The organism is Agrobacterium tumefaciens (genome assembly GCF_009649785.1).
Taxonomy (GTDB): Bacteria; Pseudomonadota; Alphaproteobacteria; order Rhizobiales; family Rhizobiaceae; genus Agrobacterium; species Agrobacterium tumefaciens.
Window position 1 is genome coordinate 61,005 of the sequence record NZ_WJOK01000022.1, and the last position, 18,007, is coordinate 79,011.

Consider the following 18,007-nt stretch of genomic DNA (forward strand, 5'->3'; position numbering starts at 1 on the left):
TTCTAGTCTCACTAAAAAAGGGGATCACGCTTCCGTCACGAGGATGCGTTAACAGGAGAAATCATGAAAAACCGTTCGCTCCGTTTCACTTTGGCTCTCACGACGGCGCTCGTTGCTGCAGGCTCGGCAATGGCCCAGGAGAAGGTCGTTCACGTCTTTAACTGGTCGGATTATATCGACGAATCGATCCTCACCGATTTCACCAAGGAAACCGGCATAAAGGTCGTTTACGATGTATTCGACAGCAACGAACTCGTGGAAACGAAGCTTCTGGCCGGCAGCTCCGGCTACGACGTGGTGGTGCCGACAGGCCCCTTCCTTGCCCGCCAGATCAATGCCGGTGTTTTCCAGAAACTCGACAAGTCCAAGTTGCCGAATCTGAAGAACATGTGGCCGGATGTCTCCGAGCGTCTGGCGAAATACGACCCCGGCAACGAGTATGCCGTGAACTACATGTGGGGCACAACAGGAATCGGCTATAACGTCGCCAAGGTGAAGGCGGCTCTCGGTGATGTTCCGGTCGACAGCTGGGATATTCTCTTCAAGCCGGAAAATGCCGAAAAGCTGAAATCCTGTGGCATCAATATTCTCGATGCATCGGACGAGACCTTCGCCATCGCGATGAATTACCTCGGCAAGAACCCGGACAGCAAGGAAACGGCCGATCTGGAAGCGGGCGGTGCCGTCTATTCGAAGATCCGTCCCTTTGTGAAGACCTTCAACTCCTCCGCCTATATCGACGAGCTGGCAAATGGCGACAGCTGCATCACGATCGGCTGGTCGGGTGACATTCTTCAGGCGAAAAAGCGTGCCGAAGAAGCCAAGAACGGCGTCGAGGTGAACTACGTCATCCCGAAGGAAGGCACCTATATGTGGTTCGACAACCTTGCCATCCCGGCGGATGCCAAGAATGTCGAGGAAGCTCACACCTTCATAAACTACCTGATGCGCCCGGAAGTCATCGCCAAGGCGTCCAACTATGTTCAGTATGCGAACGGCAACCTTGCCTCGCAGGCGCTGATGGATCCGTCGGTTGCCAAGAACCCGGCGGTCTACCCCAATGCCGAGACGATGAAGAAGCTCTTCACCATCTCACCCTACGGACCGAAGGAACAGCGCGTCTTGAACCGTGTCTGGACGCAGATAAAGACCGGTAGCTGATAGCTCCGCGCGCTGGTTGAGAAACGGCCGGCGGGCCTGTTTCTCTGATACCTTGCCGGCAGGTCACGCAACCTGCCGGCGCTGCCCGCCTCATGGCATCGGACCGAAAAGTGTGACGCGGTTTTCGGGAAATCCGATGCTCAAATCTACAAAATCAACGGGATTTGAGGGTAGGGTGAATGGCGAAAACTCTGGGGCCGGTCAAACGCAAATTTAGCCCTTGGGACAATCCCGATGCGGTTCCCTTCATCCGGTTTGAAAACGTCACCAAGCGGTTTGGCGATTTCGTCGCCGTCGATAATCTGACGCTCGATATTTACGAGCGGGAGTTCTTTTCGCTGCTCGGTCCTTCCGGCTGCGGCAAGACCACGCTGATGCGCATGCTGGCCGGTTTCGAGGAACCGACCAATGGGCGTATTCTCCTTCAGGGCAAGGATATTTCCGGCGTGCCGCCCTACAAGCGCCCGACCAATATGATGTTTCAGTCCTACGCCCTTTTCCCGCATATGTCGGTGGAGAAGAACATTGCCTTCGGTCTGGAGCAGGACGGTCTGCCCAAGGCAGAAATATCCTCGCGGGTCGAGGAAATGCTGCGGCTCGTCAAGCTCAGCGAGTTTGCCAAGCGCAAGCCGAGCCAGCTTTCGGGCGGCCAGCGGCAGCGCGTGGCGCTTGCCCGCTCGCTTGCAAAGCGGCCGAAGGTGCTTTTGCTGGATGAACCGCTCGGTGCGCTCGACAAGAAGCTGCGCGAGGAAACCCAATTCGAGCTGATGGACATCCAGACCAATCTCGGCCTCACCTTCCTGATCGTCACCCATGACCAGGAAGAGGCAATGACGGTGTCGGACCGGATCGCGGTCATGGACAAGGGCATTGTGGTGCAGGTGGCAACACCTGCCGAGATCTACGAAGCGCCGAACAGCCGTTACGTGGCGGATTTCATCGGCGACATCAATATTTTCGACGCCAATGTCGTCACTAACGCGTCCGATATCGGCAAGCCGGGACTGGTGACACTCGATTGCGACGGGTTGACAGTTGCCGTGGAGCAGGAATGCGCCGCGGTCACCGGAAGCCGGGTGGCTTTCGCCATCCGCCCGGAAAAGGTCCGCATCTCGCTCGATCAACCCACCGACAGCGCCGTCAATTCCGCTTATGGCGAAGTCTGGGATATCGGCTATCTCGGTGACTTCTCGGTGTTCATCGTCAAGCTTGCCGATGGCCGTGTCATCCGTGCAGCGCAGGCGAATGTCTCGCGTCTCGTGGATCGCCCGATCACCTTCGGCGATATGGTGTGGTTGAACTGGAAACAGGATTCCGGTCTTGTGCTAACGCACTGAGGGGGGCTTTTATGGCGATCACCACTCCTGAAAACCGGCAAAGTCCCTGGCGATGGCTGGTCGTCGCGGTTCCCTATTTCTGGCTGATGCTGTTTTTTGCAGCGCCCTTTTTCATCATTTTCAAAATATCGCTTTCGGATACGGCGATATCCATGCCGCCCTATACGCCAGTCTTCGAAGGGTTTTCGAAGCTTGGCGCGTTCTTCTCGCAGCTGGATTTCGAAAACTACCTGTTTCTGACGGAAGACCCGCTCTACATCGACGCCTATCTCTCGTCGCTGCGCATCGCATTCATCTCCACCTTCCTGCTGTTGCTGATCGGTTATCCCATGGCTCTTGCCATGGCGCGTTCGCCGTCATCCATCCGCCCGACGCTGGTGATGCTGGTCATCCTGCCGTTCTGGACCTCGTTCCTGATCCGCGTTTACGCCTGGATCGGTATTCTGAAGCCCGAAGGTCTGCTGACGGTGCTGTTCCAATGGCTCGGTTTTCTGGGGCCGGACCAGCAGGTCAATATCTTCCGCACCGAGACGGCGATCTTCATCGGCATCGTTTATTCCTATCTGCCGTTCATGGTGCTGCCGCTTTATTCGGCGCTGGAAAAATTCGACAATACGCTTCTGGAAGCGGCGGCCGATCTGGGTTGCCCGCCCTGGAAAGCCTTCTGGAAGATTACCTTCCCGCTGTCGCTGCCGGGCGTGGTGGCCGGGTCGATGATCTGTTTCATCCCGATAACCGGCGAATTCGTCATTCCCGATCTGCTTGGCGGTGCGCAGACGCTGATGATCGGCAAGACCCTCTGGACTGAATTCTTCGGCAACCGCGACTGGCCCCTGGCATCCGCCGTTGCGGTGCTGCTTCTACTGTTGCTGGTGGTGCCCATCGCCATCTTCCAGAACCAGCAGAAGAAAGTCGGGTGAGGCCATGAAACGCGGAAAATTCGACATCACCGTCCTGACCCTCGGTTTTGCCTTTCTCTACATCCCGATCATCATCCTGATCGTTTATTCCTTCAATGCCTCGAAGCTGGTCACCGTCTGGGGCGGATTTTCGCTGCAATGGTACAAGTCCATGTGGTCGAACCAGGGGCTGATGGATGCAGCCTGGGTGACGCTTCGTGTCGGTATTTTGAGCGCCACCATCGGCACCATCCTCGGAACGCTGGCGGCGCTGTCTCTGACGCGCTTTGCGCGCTTTCCGGGACGCGTGCTGTTTTCGGGCATGATCTATGCGCCGCTCGTCATGCCGGAGGTCATTACCGGTCTGTCGCTGCTTTTGCTGTTCGTGGCCGTCGGGGTGGATCGCGGCTTCTGGACGGTGGTTATCGCCCACACCACCTTCACCATGTGTTATGTGGCAATCGTCGTGCAGTCGCGTCTGTTGACCTTTGATCGCAGCCTCGAGGAAGCAGCGCTCGATCTCGGCTGCCCGCCGGTCAAGACCTTCTTCAAAATTACCCTGCCGCTGATCTTCCCGGCCGTCATCGCCGGCTGGATGCTGGCGTTTACGCTGTCGCTCGATGATCTCGTGATCGCAAGTTTCGCTACCGGTCCAGGTGCGACGACGCTGCCGATCAAGATTTATTCGCAGGTTCGTCTTGGTGTCACACCTGAGATCAACGCCATCTGCACGATCCTTATCGGGCTTGTCACAATCGGCGTGATTGTCGCTTCCATCGCCTCCAAACGCACGGAACTCCAGCGGATGAAGGACGAACACGCAGCCGCGCGCAACTGATCGAATATTCCTCTCCGATTTCTACGCGTTACTGTTGAGGCGTCGATAAAATTAGAAACCTGTAATTTAGTTTTTGACTTTTACGGTCTCAAAATAGGAATTATCGTCGGTAATTGATCGATTTTGGTTTTAACCGCTTGTTAATAGGAGTTGGCGGAAAGTAAATCCCAACGCAGGGCTGTCAAACTTTAGATAGCCGGGATTGATAATTTCCATATGGCGAGGTTGTCCCCCTTTCTCTCGTTAAAAAAGCACAACTAATACAGGCGGCCGAGAGGCCGCCTTTCTTTTTGCCGCCATGCGGGTTGCCTTCAGCGGTTTTCCGGATGATCCATCGATTTCGACACGAGAAGCACGGGGATAAGCCCGGCAATGATGATGATGATCGCCGGCACGGCGGCATCCTGCACCCTTGAGCGGGACGCGTCTTCATAGACCAGCGTGGCGAGCGTGTTGAAGCCGAAGGGCCGCAGCAGGATCGTCGCCGGCAGCTCCTTCATGGATTCGATCAGTACCAGAAGAAAGGCTGTCAGCGCCGCAGGCCGCATATTCGGCAACAGCACCTTGAACAGTGTCTGCAACCGGTTGCGCCCAAGCGTCCGCGAGGCCATGTCGATATGCGGCGAGAGCTTCTGGAACCCGGCATCAAGCGTTCCCTCCGCCATGGTCATGAAGCGCACCGAATGGGCGTAGATGATGGCAAAGGCAGTGCCTGACAGCAGCAGGCCGCTCGAAAATCCGAAATGGGAGCGGACAAACCCGTCGACGTGATTGTCGAGACCGGCCAGGGGAATGAGCACGCCGATGGCGAGCACCGTTCCCGGCACGCCATATCCCATGGAGCCAAGTCGCGCGGCCACCTTTGACGTGCGCGAGCGCTCGGTGCGGATGGCATAGGAAAATACGAAAGCCGCAATCAGGGTGACGAAGGCGGCGGAAAGCGAGACCTCGAGACTGTGACCGAGCGCTTTCAGCAGCTTCGGCGCAAACAGCGCATCCAGCCTTTTTGCGGCGTAACCGCCAAGAACGATGACGGGAATGAGGAAACCACTCGCCACAGGAGCGACGCAGAAGAGGCTTGCAGACCAGCGCCGCCAGCCGCGAAGGCTTTTCAACCGGTGGCGTTGCGCCATGGTCGTGGCTTTTGGAGCGGCAAAGCGTTGTTTTTCGCGGGCATTGCGTTCGATGAAGATCAACGCACCAACGATGAGCAGAATGACGGCGGCGATCTGTGTGGCATTGGCAAGATTGCCGCGATTGAGCCAGGTCTCGTAAATCGTGAAAGTCAGCGTCTGGACACCGAGATATTCGACAGCGCCAATATCGTTCAGCGTTTCCATCAGAACCAGCGAAAGACCGATGGCGATCGCCGGCCGCGCCATTGGCAATTGCACGGAAAAGAATACGCCAAGCGGTTTCGCACCAAGCGTGCGCGCAGCTTCGGCCGCAAACCGTCCCTGCATGGAAAAGGCGGCGCGGGCCGAGAGATAGACATAAGGGTAAAGCACCGAACTCAGAACCACCACGGCGCCGCCAAGCGAGCGTACGTCCGGAAACCAGTAGTCGCGGATGCTGTGATAGCCGAAGACGGCGCGAAGGGCGCTTTGTACCGGGCCGGTGAAATCCAGGAACTCGCCGAAAGCATAGGCTGCCAGATACGAGGGAATGGCGAGCGGCAGGACAAGTGCCGCCGACAATACCCGCCGCAAAGGGAATTCGAATGTGGTGACGAGCCAGGCGCAGACAATGCCGAAGAATGCCGTCGTTGCGGCCGTCATCGCCAGCAGCAGGAAGGTTCGAAACCCGGCGCGCGGCAGAACATTGGCTAGAAGGTGTTGCCATCCTTCCGTGCTGCCGGTCAGCGCCAGCCAGAAGACCGCCAGAACAGGCATGGCGGCGATGGCTGCGACGATGACCGCCGTGATGGGCAACAATGAAACGCGTCTTGTTGCCGGAATGGAAACCGTCATGGAAATGCCAGCCTGCTGTCCTGCGAAAGCCTCAACCGGCTGTCCGTTTAGCCGGCGGTTCCCGCATTGCTACGCCCGCATGGCCTTAGTTGGCAAGAACCCGCTGCGATGGAAAGGTAATTTCCACCAGCGTTCCCTCGTTCGGTGTCGAGGTGATGGAGAAGTTCGCACGGTTGGCGTCCACCATCGCCTTGGTCAAGGGAAGGCCGAGCCCGGTGCCATCGCCGCGCACGCGCTTGCCCGATGACGCCACCTGCCGGAACGGCTTCATGGCCTGTTCCAGCTCAGCTCGGGTCATGCCGATGCCGGTGTCGCGGATACGCAGCGCGACGCTGCCATTGGCCTCATAGGCGGTGGAAACCACGATCTGGCCGCCTGATGGCGTGAAGCGGATGGCGTTCGACAGGATGTTGAGCACGATCTGCTTGATCGAGCGCAGGTCGGCAACGATCTGTGGAACGGATTGCGAAAGCGCCGTGCGGATGATGACACGCTGATTGTTGGCCTGCGGCTGCACCAGCGAGACCGCCTCGGCCACCGTCTCGTTCAGCGGAACCGCGATGAAATCGACATCCATCTGACCGGCTTCGATCTTGGAGATGTCGAGGAGGTCGTTGACGATATCGAGCACATGCCGGCCCGAACGTCCGATATCATTGGAATATTCCACATAACGCGGATGACCGATCGGCCCGAAACGCTCGGTCGCCATCATGTCCGCGAAGCCGATGATGGCGTTGAGAGGCGTGCGGATTTCGTGGCTGACACGCGCAAGAAAATCGGTCTTGTGCGCATTGGCGGTTTCCGCCGCGCGCTTGGCGTTGCGTAACTCTTCTTCCGTGCGCTTCCACTGGGTGATGTCACGGATGACCACGCAATAGCCGTGCGAGGATTTGAGCCGCCCGATCGTCATGAACAGCGGCAGAAAACCGCCGGATGCCTCGCGGCCGATCACCTCGCGGCCATCGTTCAGCACGCTGGCGACACCGTTATTGGCAAGGCCGGAAAGATAGTCCAGCACCGCGCGCTGGCTCTCATGCGCAAACAGGGTGACGAAGGGCTTTCCTGCGATTTCGCCATTGTCGTAGTTGAATAGCGCACTGGCGGAGCGATTGAGCGAACGGATTTCGCCGTCGTCTCCCAAAAGCACCACGCCATCCGTTGCCGTTTCCAGAATGGAATGCAGTTCTTCGACTTCGCCTTGCAATACGGAAACGCTGCCTGTGTCGGCACTCGCGGTTTCCGCCGCTGACGTATTCTCGTTGGCTGCCGTAACCGGTGCCTGCTTTTCTTCCAGCGGAACCAGCGACAGCATCAGCGCCTTGGTGTCTTCCCAGCGGATGGATTGCAGCCGTGCCTTGACCGGAATGATGTCATTTTCGGCGCTGACGACGACCATGCCGCCTTCGTTATCAGGCATATCCTCAAGCTCCTGCCGTTGCAGCAGGGCTTCCAGTCCACCGACCTCGTCCAATTCATCAAGAGAGCCGTAGCCCGTCAGCCGCAGGAAATCCGGATTGGCATGGATCAGCCTGTCACCGGCATGCACCAGCAGTGCCACGGGCATCTGGTCCAGCGTTTCGGCGCTCAGCGCATCGGCGGGTCGCAGCGGTGGGCTAACCATCGCAGCGGCGATATCGGCCGCCGGTACCACCTCGGTGAAGGCGACTGTCTTTTCTTCGATCTGGATTTCATCGGCAGGCTTGTTCGTGGCCGCAGGGCGTTCGCCGCGAACATAGTCCGCGAAGAGATCGTCTTCCTCAGCCGGTTCTGCGGCATTAACGTCTTCTTCCAGCACGGGCAGCAGGTCCACCTGTGTTACCGCGTCGATATCGTCTTGGACGTGCTGTGCAGCCGGATCGGTAGAAGGAGCGTCTTCTTCCGCCTTCGGGCCCTCGTCTGAAACGGCATCTACGGGTGCCAGCGTCCGGCCGATTTCGCGGAAGGCGGCCTGCTCGCCTGCGGTCAGGCCCTCGCGGGAGCGCCAGCGGCGCTCTTCCAGATGGACGACCTTGTCGGAGTAGGTTGGCTCCGGCTCTGGTTCCGGGGTCGGTACGATTGCCAAGGCCGGCACTTCGAATTCCGGCGGGCTGTAATCGTGGGGCCGCTCTTCGTCCGAAATCTCGGCTGGCGCATCTTCAGCGGCCGGGGTTTCCTCATCGAGCTCATCGAGAAAAGCCAGCAATTCCTCGTCTTCATCCTCGGCAGCCGGCTGCGGCAAAACCTCGGTTTGAAGGATGTCTTCGCCGTGCAGGAAGGTGAGGCCGGTGGCGTGCGGATCCTCTGCGGCATCGGCCAGCCGCACGATGCCGAAACCACGGAAACCGTCAAATTCGCGCGAGCGCGTATAGGTGGGAAGGGCGGCGAGATCGATCGGCACCATCAGGGACGTGCCTTCAACCGGCCAATAGATCGTCTTGCCAGACCAGGTATCACGGCGGCCGAGAAGCTCGCGAATCTTGCCTTCCGGATCGAGATTGAACAGTGCCGCCACATCGGCAAAACTCATGCCTTCGACAGCTGCCGCCTTCGCGCCCACAGCCTCCGCAAATTCGTGCGAGATCGAGCTGAAGCGGCCCTCGGCATCGATTTTCCAGACGAAACGGGATGCACGCGCACCGGCGTCGAAGACAAAAGGCTGGGGTTCGTCGGTCGGTTCCACGGCCGCCGGGAGATCCTCTTCAACGGGTGCAGCGTCCTGCGCCGCCATTGTTTCAGCTACCTCATCTTCCGCCTCTGCGCGCTCCACGTCCGGGGCCTGTTCGGTATGGTCTTCGCTGGAATCCTGGCCAGCTGCCGGAACCTCTGCCTCATCCGTATCCAGTTCGAAGATATCGGCAATATCGTCCGTCGTCGCCGCATTCGCAGCCGTATCGGCATCCTCCAGCGGGACATCCGCCGGAGCATCCGTTTCTTCTTCTGCTGCAAGCAATGGCAGGACGGTTTCCTCATCCTGTTCCACCGTCACTTCGTCTTCGACGTCGGAAGGCAGTTCCGGCACGTCCTCCACATCTTCTATCCCGGCGACGGCGTCGAGCACGGAATCGAACGAGGCAGCCGTTGCGGCAACAGGCGCGGTCTCGGCAACCGGCAAAGCCGGTTGGGCGGCGGCCGGGGTTTCCTGCGGCTTGTCTTCGGCAAATCCGTTAACGGGATCGAGTGTCCCGAGCGCGGTTTCGACCACGAACAACAGATTGAGTTCTGGCGATATCGTGATCTGGCCGGCGGCGGCGGGCATGTAACCCTTGCCGGTCGGCACGGGCCGTTTGACGAGGTGGCCAGCCTGACCTGCGGCCATCCTAACCAGCGTCCTTGCCGTATGCGGCGTGATGCCGAGCGACGCAAACTTGGCCGAAGCGGCAACGACCTCGTTATCGCCATTGATGACAGCGATATGGATATCGGGATCGTCAAAGCCTTCAATCATGCGCCTTGCGCATTCCGCCGTGTCGGGTGCGGCCTGATCGGTGAGGGCGGAAAACAGAATAGCAGGCTGGCCCGGTTCGGCCTCGATGATTTCCACCTTGGCGGTAACGGCAAGGCTGCGGAAGCCCGCATTGATACGAATGGTAAACGGCAGGCTGTCGCCCGTCTTCGAAAGACGCGCCGCCGTCGCGGCCAGCTGCCGGAAGGTCACGTCCTGCCGTTTGGGTCCCTGTTCCAGAAAATCATAGACCATCGGCGTGCCGAACAGCGCTGCACCGCGCCCATTGGCCCAGAGCGCACTCTGAAGATCGAGCGAGAACAAAGCCATCGCCTCGCCGCGCCCGAAACCTTCGCGCACCCGTTCATGCACTGCGATATCGATAAAGGGATACTGGACGGCGGGCATGTCGAAACCTATTCTGGCACTACCGGACCTTGCGAGGCTTTCGGCTTCCTCATGAAGCTGAAACGTAAACCCGCTGAGGCACCACGTTAACAGAATTTTAAATAACTTCACAGGGCGGCGCGGTCCACCGCCGCCTGAATGAATCGCCAAATAGAGTTAACATGAACAGGCCCGGCAAGACCCGTTCTGGCCCCGTTCCAGATTGCAAGCGGTATACCCGGCTATCGACTGTTGCCAGCTCTGGCGCCATGAAAACCGCTTGCCTTTCCAAGCCTTTTTTCGCAAAATTCGCTGAAGGACTTGCAAATAGCAAAAACACCTTTTATGTCACCCCCCGTGGCGCCGGTTCGGCGTTTGATGTGCGGTTGTAGCTCAGTTGGTTAGAGCGCAGGTTTGTGGCACCTGAGGTCGGAGGTTCGAGACCCCCCAACCGTACCATCTCCAATTTCCTAAAATTCCTGAAAATCATTGCAGCGATTTCAAACCCGATTTGGGTTATCGCAAACGCATGTCTTTGCTGCGCGTCGACTGTGCGGTTTCCTCCCTTCCAAAAACCATTTGGCTAAAATCTCTTGCGCTGGTATTGTCCGCCCAACGAAACCTTATGAAAGCCAGCAGCATAGCGTCTACGCTTGTGCGCGGCGAAATGGACAAGACAGTGATCGACCCCGGAAACGGCCCAAAGCCGTCGGAACAAGGGGCGTCGGTGGCAAACAAAGGGAAAGCGAAGCGATCCCGTCGTGGCAAGAAAAACAGGCGTGACGGTAAACCCCGTGACGTTGCTGTGCTGTCGCATGATGTTGCCGCGGATGTTCCGGCCGGTTCCCCCTATGTATCGGCTCTCGAGCCGGATGCCGAACCGCGCAAAAGAAAGCGGCGTCGGCGTTCCCGTGGCAAAGGCACCTCCCATCAGACGCCGCCTGCTGCCAGTGAACAGCCAGAGGCTGTCGTCGCAACGGATGCCACCAATCCATCCTCCGTGCCGCCTGCCGGTGGTCGCAAGTCGCGTAACCGCAAGCGGGCTCACCGTGATTCGCGCAGCCGCGATCCGCAGGGTCGCCCGCTGGTTCCCTCCCATGCGCCCCGACATGTTGGCAAGCAGAACGGTCGCGCCAATGGGACGGCTCAGGAACCGCACCGGCAACAATCCGAAATGTCCGCCCGTCACGGCGCCCGCCATCAAGAGCATGGCTCCGAATTCGCAACGGACATGTATGCGGCGCTCGATCTCGGAACCAATAATTGCCGACTGCTGATCGCGCAGCCGACACGGCCCGGCCAGTTCCGGGTCGTCGATGCCTTTTCGCGCATCGTCCGGCTGGGCGAGGGGCTGGTATCGACCGGCCGTCTTTCAGACGATGCCATGGATCGCGCGGTGGAGGCTCTCAAGGTCTGCTCCTCGAAACTTGCTGGACGCCCGATCAGGCGTATGCGCCTCATCGCCACCGAAGCTTGCCGGGCAGCAACCAATGGCGAGGAGTTTCTGGAGCGGGTTACCCGGGAAACCGGGCTCAAGCTTGAGATCATCAGCCGCGAGACGGAAGCGCGTCTCGCCGTTTCGGGTTGCGCCTCCCTGGTCGGGCGTGAAGCCCGTTCGGTGGTGCTGTTCGATATAGGCGGCGGATCGTCGGAAATCGCGGTCATCAAGGTCGGCGAAAACCGTTCCAACCGGCTCGCCAACCACATCACCCACTGGACATCGTTGCCGGTCGGCGTTGTTACCCTCTCGGAACGCCATGGCGGCCGCGATGTGACGCCGGATGTGTTTGCCGCCATGGTGCGGGAAGTCGAAGGGCTGCTGGATGCCTTCCAGTGCCCGCCTCTGGCGCCGCTTGCGCATCACGAGGATTTTCACCTGATCGGAACCTCGGGTACGGTGACGACGCTTGCGGGCGTTCACCTCGACCTGCCGCGCTACGATCGCCGCAAGGTGGATGGCCTCTGGCTTTCAGATACCGAGGTGACGGCGATGCAGGACAAGCTTCTGGCATGGGATTTTGCCGGCCGCGCCGCCAATGCCTGCATCGGTCCTGACAGGGCCGATCTGGTTCTGGCCGGCTGCGCCATCCTCGAGGCCATTCGCCGTCGCTGGCCGGCGCGGCGCATGCGTGTGGCCGATCGCGGGCTGCGCGAAGGCCTGTTGACGGATATGATGGCGGATGACGGCGCATGGCGGCGTAACCGGATAAGGCGCATGCAGATGGCACGGCAGGACAGAACGGAAGGTTTGACATGAGCAAGGCGCCCACAAGCACCAATCGCACCGGCCGAAAGATCGGTCAGAAGGTCAAGAAGACCAAGCTCAAGGCCTCATCGCGCCGCTGGCTGGAACGTCATATCAACGACCCCTATGTGCAGCGCGCCAAGCTGGAAGGCTATCGCGCCCGCGCCGCCTTCAAGCTTCTGGAAATCAACGACAAGCACCAGATCCTGAAGGGTGCCACCCGCATCATCGACCTTGGTGCGGCACCCGGAAGCTGGTCGCAGATCGCTTCTAAGGTGACGGATTCCACCGAGGATGATATCCGCGTCGCCGCTATCGATTTTCTCGAAATCGATCCCATCCCCGGCGTGAAGATCCTGCAGCTCGACTTCCTCGATCCGACCGCACCGGACCAGTTGATGGAGGCCGTTGGCGGCACGCCGGATCTGGTACTGTCCGACATGGCTGCACCAACCACGGGCCACCAGAAGACGGACCACATCCGCACCATGCATCTGTGCGAAGTCGCGGCCGATTTCGCGGTTCAGGTGCTGGCGGAAGGCGGCCATTTCCTCGCCAAGACCTTCCAGGGCGGCACGGAAAAGGCATTGCTCGACATGCTGAAGAAGAACTTCAAGCAGGTCCTGCATATCAAGCCGGCGTCCTCGCGCTCGGAATCGGTCGAAATGTTCCTGCTCGCCAAGCATTTCAAGGGCCGGACAGCCGAAACGCAGTCCGTTATGCACGTGGATGAGGCGGACGAAGACTAATCACTCTGCCGGTTGCGAGACCTTGCCGCGGTGGCCGGAAACGGCCGCGCCCGCTTGCGCGTCCATGCGGATGATCGGCACGATTGCAAACAGCGAGACCAGCGCCACGATGGTGAAGGCAACGTGGAAATCGGCAAGCTGCAGATGCGAGCCGGATAACATGCTGCTGACTTCCAGGATGGCGGCTGCGAAAGCCACGCCGAGCGCAAGGCTGATCTGTTGCAGCACGGATGCCATCGAAGTCGCCTGACTTGCCTGGCTGTCGTCTATATCGGAATAGCTGAGCGCGTTGGATCCGGTAAAGAAGAAGGAACGGGCAAAGCCCGCCGTGACCAGGCAGATCATGATCAGCGGGTAGGGCGTTTCCGGCGTGAAGAAGCTGTTGGCGAGCGTCGTGAAGGCGCCGACGATGCCGGCTCCGATCAGCGTTGATCTGAACCCCGTTGCGGCAAAGACCCGCTTGGCCATGAATTTCGTGGTGATCGCGCCGATTGCCCCGGCAAAGGTGATCATGCCTGATTGAAACGGGTTGAGCCCGAAACCGATCTGCAACATCAACGGCATCAGGAAGGGAATGGCGCCTGTGGAAATGCGGAAGGCGGTGCCGCCAACGGTGGCCGCCCGGAATGTCGGGTTGCGGAAAATGCGGAAATCCAGAATGGGAGCAGGATGGTTTGCCGCGTGGCGCACATAAAGAAAGCCGCAGATGAAACCGATGACCGTCGAAGCGATGCCGATGGCGGGCGGCAGTGCAGGAAGGCTGACGACCGACACGCCGAAAACCACGCCCGATGCTGCAAGACCGGATAATACGAAACCCTTGCCGTCCATCGGTGGCGGATTGGTGGTCTCGATTTCCGGCAGGAAGATCGTCGACAGCCAGATGCCGATAACGCCGATGGGCACGTTGATGAGGAAAATCCAGTGCCATGAAAAATAGGTGGTGATGAAGCCGCCGATCGGCGGGCCGGTCAGAGGCCCGACAAGCGCCGGTATCGTCAAAAGCGCCATGGCGGAAACCAGCTCGCTGCGTTGCGTCGTCCGCAGGAGGACGAGGCGGCCAACGGGCGTCATCATCGCCCCGCCCATGCCTTGCAGGAAGCGCGAAACGACGAATTCGAATACCGATGACGAGACCGCGCAGCAGATCGAACCGACGACGAAGACGCCGATGGCGAAACGGAAGATTTTCTTGGCGCCGTATTTGTCGGCCATCCAGCCGCTGATGGGAATGAAAATCGCCAGCGACACCATATAGGCCGTCAGTGCGAGCTTGAGCGTGATCGGACCCACATGAAGATCGGCCGCAATGGCCGGAAGCGACGTTGCGATTACGGTGGAGTCCATCTGCTCCATGAAGAGAGCGACTGCCAGGATCAGGGGAATGATGCGGTTCATGAGGCTGCCTGCGGCTCTCCGCTGCGACAATGGTATCGCAGTTCCTCCTACGCCTGATGGGCCGACTTGCCAACACGTTAATTATCAATTTCTGAAGTTCCGATCAAACCTGCGTGAGGCCGGTTTTCTTGCAACTTTCTCGCTCTATTGTCCGTTGGGCAAAGTGACATTGGCGAGAATCGGGAGAAAAATGATGACTCAATCCTTGAGCATGAGCAGACGCGGCCTTATCGGTGTGGCGGGAGCAAGCGTTCTCGGCGCGCCGCTATTGATGGCGCGCACCGCAACGGCGCAGACGAACCAGCCGCAAACTTCCATGGAGATCAAACACGCCATGCCGCCTGAAACCAATCGCTTCAAGCTTGGTAATTTCGAAGTGCTTGTCGTGAAGGATGGCGCGCGCGCCGCGCCCAATCCGGGCGAGACCTTCGGCACCGATCAGTCGGCGGAAACCGTCGGCAAGCTGCTGGAAGACAATTTTCTGCCGAAGGAGCAATTCGTCAATTCCTTCTCGCCGGTTCTCGTAAATACTGGCACGGACCTTGTGCTGTTCGACACGGGTTTCGGCGAGTCCGGCCGTGGCGCTGGTAATGGCCGTCTTATCGAAGGCATGGCGGCTGCCGGTTACTCTCCTGACGACGTGACCGTGGTGGTGCTGACCCATATGCACGGAGACCACATTGGCGGATTGATGGAAAAGGGCGCGCCAGCCTTCTCCAAGGCGCGTTATGTTTTCGGCCAGGCGGAATATGATTTCTGGACGGACGAGAAGCGGGTTGGCACGCCTGCCGAAGGCGGCCAGAAGGGCGTCATCGCCAACGTCAAACCGCTGGCGGAAAAGGCGACCTTCATCGGCGACGGCGCTGACGTGGTTTCCGGCATCACCGGCATTGCGGCGTTTGGCCATTCGCCGGGCCACATGATCTTCCGTGTCGAATCCGAAGGCAAGCAGCTGATCCTGACGGCTGATACGGCCAACCATTTCGTCCTGTCGCTGCAAAAGCCGGATTGGGAAGTGAAGTTCGACATGGACAAGGCGGCGGCCGCTGCAACCCGCAAGAAGGTCTACGACATGATCGCCACGGACCGGTTGCCGTTCCTCGGCTATCACATGCCTTTCCCGGCTGTCGGTTACGCGGAAAAGCTGGATACGGGGTACCGTTTCGTGCCGAAGTCCTACCAGTTCGACATCTGATGCATATCGCGCAAAAGCGTTAAGCGGTTTTGCGATAACGACATGCGTAAAAACAAGCAGTTAAAGCGCGTCGTGCGGAACAGGGATCCACAGGACGCTGTTTAACGCCTGCTGCAATGCAGCAACAGAATAAGCCCGGAAGGTCATTCCGGGTTTTTTCTATTTCCTTCCTGTCATGAACGTGTTACCAGCCCTCGCCAACTTCCAAGCAATCCTTGCAGGGCGCCGGGGTGAACTTTTCGTTCCGGGACGGCCACGCATTTTCATTATGAAGGAATTTGGTCATGGCACGCATCATTCAAACACCCACTGGTTTGGACGCTCTCACATTTGACGATGTGTTGCTGCAGCCCGGACATTCCGAGGTTATGCCGGGACAGACAAATATCGCCACCCGCATTGCCCGTGATATCGATCTCAACCTGCCGATCCTATCTTCCGCCATGGACACGGTCACGGAAGGCCGTCTTGCCATCGCCATGGCGCAGGCCGGCGGCATCGGCGTCATCCACCGCAACCTTACCCCCATCGAACAGGCCGAAGAAGTCCGGCAGGTAAAGAAGTTCGAGAGCGGCATGGTCGTCAACCCGGTCACCATCGGCCCGGATGCCACGCTGGCAGAAGCACAGGCTTTGATGAAGGCGCACGGCATTTCCGGCATTCCGGTGGTTGAAAACGGCGGTGCCGGCGGCCACAAGAATGGCCGTCTCGTCGGCATTCTGACAAACCGCGACGTGCGTTTCGCATCCGATCCGCAGCAGAAGATCTATGAACTGATGACCCGCGAAAACCTTGTTACGGTCAAGGAAAGCAGCGTCGATCAGCAGGAAGCGCGCCGTCTGTTGCACAAGCACCGCATTGAAAAGCTGCTGGTGGTGGATGGAAAGGGCAATTGCGTCGGCCTCATCACCGTCAAGGATATGGAGAAGTCGCAGCTCAACCCCAACGCCACCAAGGATGCGCAGGGCCGTCTTCGCGCCGCTGCCGCCATCAGCGTCGGTGCCGATGCCATCGAGCGCGCAGAACGCCTCATCGATGCCGGTGTTGACCTTCTGGTCGTTGATACCGCGCATGGCCATTCGCAGCGCGTGCTCGATGCCGTTTCGGTGGTCAAGAAGATGTCGAACTCCGTTCGCATCATCGCCGGCAATGTTGCGACCGCTGACGGCACCAAGGCACTGATCGATGCCGGCGCCGATGGCGTCAAAGTCGGTATCGGCCCCGGTTCCATCTGCACCACCCGTATCGTCGCCGGCGTTGGCGTTCCGCAGCTTGCTGCGATCATGGCCTCGGTCGAAGTGGCCAATGCTGCAGATATTCCTGTCATCGCCGATGGCGGCATCAAGTTCTCGGGCGATCTGGCGAAGGCTATTGCCGCCGGCGCCTCCGCCGTCATGATCGGCTCGCTTTTGGCCGGCACGGATGAAAGCCCGGGCGAAGTGTTCCTCTATCAGGGCCGTTCCTTCAAGGCCTATCGCGGCATGGGTTCCGTTGGCGCCATGGCGCGCGGCTCCGCCGACCGTTATTTCCAGGCGGAAGTGCGCGACACGCTGAAGCTCGTTCCGGAAGGTATCGAAGGTCAGGTTCCCTATAAGGGTCCGGTCTCCGGCGTCCTGCACCAGCTGGCCGGTGGCCTGAAGGCTGCCATGGGTTATGTCGGCGGCGGCACGATCAAGGAATTCCAGGAGCGCGCCACCTTCGTGCGCATTTCCAGCGCGGGCTTGCGCGAAAGCCACGCCCATGACGTGACGATCACCCGCGAAAGCCCGAACTACCCCGGCGCGGTTTGATCTTTCGAGCCGAATCCGCAACAACATAGTCTCAGTATTTGGCGCTCCCCGATTCATGCCGGATCGGGGAGCGTTATTGTGATTGGAGGAGAAAGCATGTCACCAACGACCGCAATGTTCTGGCCGATGATAGCCCATGCATTTCTCGTGTTCGTTCTTTACGCCCTACTGCTTTACCGCCGCAAAAAATACACGCTGACGGACCGCGACACCGCGCTTAGATATCGCGATACGGGACAGGAAGGGCGCGAAAGCTATCTGGTCAACCGAAACATTGCCAACCAGTTCGAGCTTCCGGTTCTCTTCCACCCCGTCTGCCTGCTGCTTTATATTACCGACGCGGACAATATCGTTACCGTCGTTCTGGCCTGGCTGTTCGTGATTTCCCGTTATGCGCACTCCTTCGTTCACGTCACCAGCAACCGTCTGCGTTATCGTGCGCCATTGTTCGCGATTGGTTTCGCGCTTCTCGTCTGCCTCTGGGGCTGGCTCGCCATCTGGTTGGCGCTGGAGTGAGATGGCACCGTAAGGTTGCTTCATAAGTGAGACAATCGCGCCTCTAAAATGCTGCGATTTGCGATGGGTCAATTCCGTGACGCCCCATCCCCGGTAGT

12 protein-coding genes and 1 tRNA gene are annotated in these 18,007 nt (G+C 59.1%); 10 read left to right on the forward strand and 3 right to left on the reverse strand.

What is annotated here, in order from left to right; translation table 11 throughout:
* The first annotated feature begins 63 nt into the window (after positions 1-63).
* From GH784_RS20950 to GH784_RS20965, 4 genes are all read left to right on the forward strand, one after another.
* Positions 64-1,161: a polyamine ABC transporter substrate-binding protein gene (locus GH784_RS20950; protein ID WP_003515154.1), complete on the forward strand. Its 1,098-nt coding sequence runs from the start codon at positions 64-66 to the stop codon at positions 1,159-1,161.
* Between the two features lie 179 nt (positions 1,162-1,340).
* A complete protein-coding gene (locus tag GH784_RS20955) occupies positions 1,341-2,498 on the forward strand; it encodes an ABC transporter ATP-binding protein (RefSeq protein WP_013635505.1) in 1,158 nt (385 codons plus the stop codon).
* Between the two features lie 11 nt (positions 2,499-2,509).
* Positions 2,510-3,418, forward strand: a complete 909-nt coding sequence (locus GH784_RS20960) for an ABC transporter permease subunit (protein WP_003515156.1) — start codon at positions 2,510-2,512, stop codon at positions 3,416-3,418.
* Positions 3,419-3,422: 4 nt separating this feature from the next.
* Positions 3,423-4,235: an ABC transporter permease gene (locus GH784_RS20965; RefSeq protein WP_003515157.1), complete on the forward strand. Its 813-nt coding sequence runs from the start codon at positions 3,423-3,425 to the stop codon at positions 4,233-4,235.
* A 311-nt stretch (positions 4,236-4,546) separates the two neighbouring features.
* Here the strand turns inward: GH784_RS20965 and GH784_RS20970 are convergent, their stop codons facing one another.
* Positions 4,547-6,205 carry an ABC transporter permease gene (locus GH784_RS20970; protein WP_065703845.1) on the reverse strand — a complete coding sequence of 553 codons (1,659 nt, stop codon included), beginning with the start codon at positions 6,203-6,205 and terminating at the stop codon, positions 4,547-4,549.
* Between the two features lie 85 nt (positions 6,206-6,290).
* Positions 6,291-10,037, reverse strand: coding sequence for a PAS domain-containing sensor histidine kinase (locus GH784_RS20975; protein ID WP_065703847.1), 3,747 nt, complete (start codon positions 10,035-10,037; stop codon positions 6,291-6,293).
* Positions 10,038-10,398: 361 nt separating this feature from the next.
* Here GH784_RS20975 and GH784_RS20980 point away from each other — a divergent pair.
* From GH784_RS20980 to GH784_RS20990, 3 genes are all read left to right on the forward strand, one after another.
* Positions 10,399-10,475: transfer RNA gene (locus tag GH784_RS20980), tRNA-His, on the forward strand.
* Positions 10,476-10,641: 166 nt separating this feature from the next.
* Positions 10,642-12,273 carry a Ppx/GppA phosphatase family protein gene (locus GH784_RS20985; RefSeq protein ID WP_065703922.1) on the forward strand — a complete coding sequence of 544 codons (1,632 nt, stop codon included), beginning with the start codon at positions 10,642-10,644 and terminating at the stop codon, positions 12,271-12,273.
* On the forward strand, positions 12,270-13,010 hold the full coding sequence (locus GH784_RS20990; RefSeq protein WP_003515161.1) for an RlmE family RNA methyltransferase: 741 nt from the start codon (positions 12,270-12,272) through the stop codon (positions 13,008-13,010). The genes GH784_RS20985 and GH784_RS20990 overlap by 4 nt, the downstream gene beginning before the upstream one ends.
* Here GH784_RS20990 and GH784_RS20995 read toward each other — a convergent pair whose 3' ends face one another.
* The gene (locus GH784_RS20995; protein WP_003515163.1) at positions 13,011-14,408 is read right to left on the reverse strand and encodes an MDR family MFS transporter; all 1,398 of its coding nucleotides are present in this window, start codon (positions 14,406-14,408) and stop codon (positions 13,011-13,013) included. It abuts the gene before it with no gap.
* A 193-nt stretch (positions 14,409-14,601) separates the two neighbouring features.
* On the opposite strand from GH784_RS20995, the gene GH784_RS21000 reads away from it, so the two are divergent.
* The 3 genes from GH784_RS21000 (at position 14,602) to GH784_RS21015 (ending at position 17,909) form a co-directional block, all read left to right on the forward strand.
* Positions 14,602-15,603, forward strand: coding sequence for an MBL fold metallo-hydrolase (locus tag GH784_RS21000; protein ID WP_065658331.1), 1,002 nt, complete (start codon positions 14,602-14,604; stop codon positions 15,601-15,603).
* 284 nt (positions 15,604-15,887) lie between these two features.
* Positions 15,888-17,393 carry an IMP dehydrogenase gene (gene guaB, locus GH784_RS21010; protein WP_003515165.1) on the forward strand — a complete coding sequence of 502 codons (1,506 nt, stop codon included), beginning with the start codon at positions 15,888-15,890 and terminating at the stop codon, positions 17,391-17,393.
* 114 nt (positions 17,394-17,507) lie between these two features.
* A complete protein-coding gene (locus GH784_RS21015) occupies positions 17,508-17,909 on the forward strand; it encodes an MAPEG family protein (RefSeq protein ID WP_003515166.1) in 402 nt (133 codons plus the stop codon).
* The last annotated feature ends 98 nt before the right edge of the window (positions 17,910-18,007 follow it).

Excerpts from the sequence above, each read along its gene's own strand:
- GH784_RS20950 (WP_003515154.1), top strand. The coding sequence starts at position 64 with ATGAAAAACCGTTCGCTCCGTTTCACTTTGGCTCTCACGACGGCGCTC.
- GH784_RS20955 (WP_013635505.1), top strand. The coding sequence starts at position 1,341 with ATGGCGAAAACTCTGGGGCCGGTCAAACGCAAATTTAGCCCTTGGGAC.
- GH784_RS20960 (WP_003515156.1), top strand. The coding sequence starts at position 2,510 with ATGGCGATCACCACTCCTGAAAACCGGCAAAGTCCCTGGCGATGGCTG.
- GH784_RS20965 (WP_003515157.1), top strand. The coding sequence starts at position 3,423 with ATGAAACGCGGAAAATTCGACATCACCGTCCTGACCCTCGGTTTTGCC.
- GH784_RS20970 (WP_065703845.1), bottom strand. The coding sequence starts at position 6,205 with ATGACGGTTTCCATTCCGGCAACAAGACGCGTTTCATTGTTGCCCATC.
- GH784_RS20975 (WP_065703847.1), bottom strand. The coding sequence starts at position 10,037 with ATGCCCGCCGTCCAGTATCCCTTTATCGATATCGCAGTGCATGAACGG.
- GH784_RS20985 (WP_065703922.1), top strand. The coding sequence starts at position 10,642 with ATGAAAGCCAGCAGCATAGCGTCTACGCTTGTGCGCGGCGAAATGGAC.
- GH784_RS20990 (WP_003515161.1), top strand. The coding sequence starts at position 12,270 with ATGAGCAAGGCGCCCACAAGCACCAATCGCACCGGCCGAAAGATCGGT.
- GH784_RS20995 (WP_003515163.1), bottom strand. The coding sequence starts at position 14,408 with ATGAACCGCATCATTCCCCTGATCCTGGCAGTCGCTCTCTTCATGGAG.
- GH784_RS21000 (WP_065658331.1), top strand. The coding sequence starts at position 14,602 with ATGACTCAATCCTTGAGCATGAGCAGACGCGGCCTTATCGGTGTGGCG.
- guaB (WP_003515165.1), top strand. The coding sequence starts at position 15,888 with ATGGCACGCATCATTCAAACACCCACTGGTTTGGACGCTCTCACATTT.
- GH784_RS21015 (WP_003515166.1), top strand. The coding sequence starts at position 17,508 with ATGTTCTGGCCGATGATAGCCCATGCATTTCTCGTGTTCGTTCTTTAC.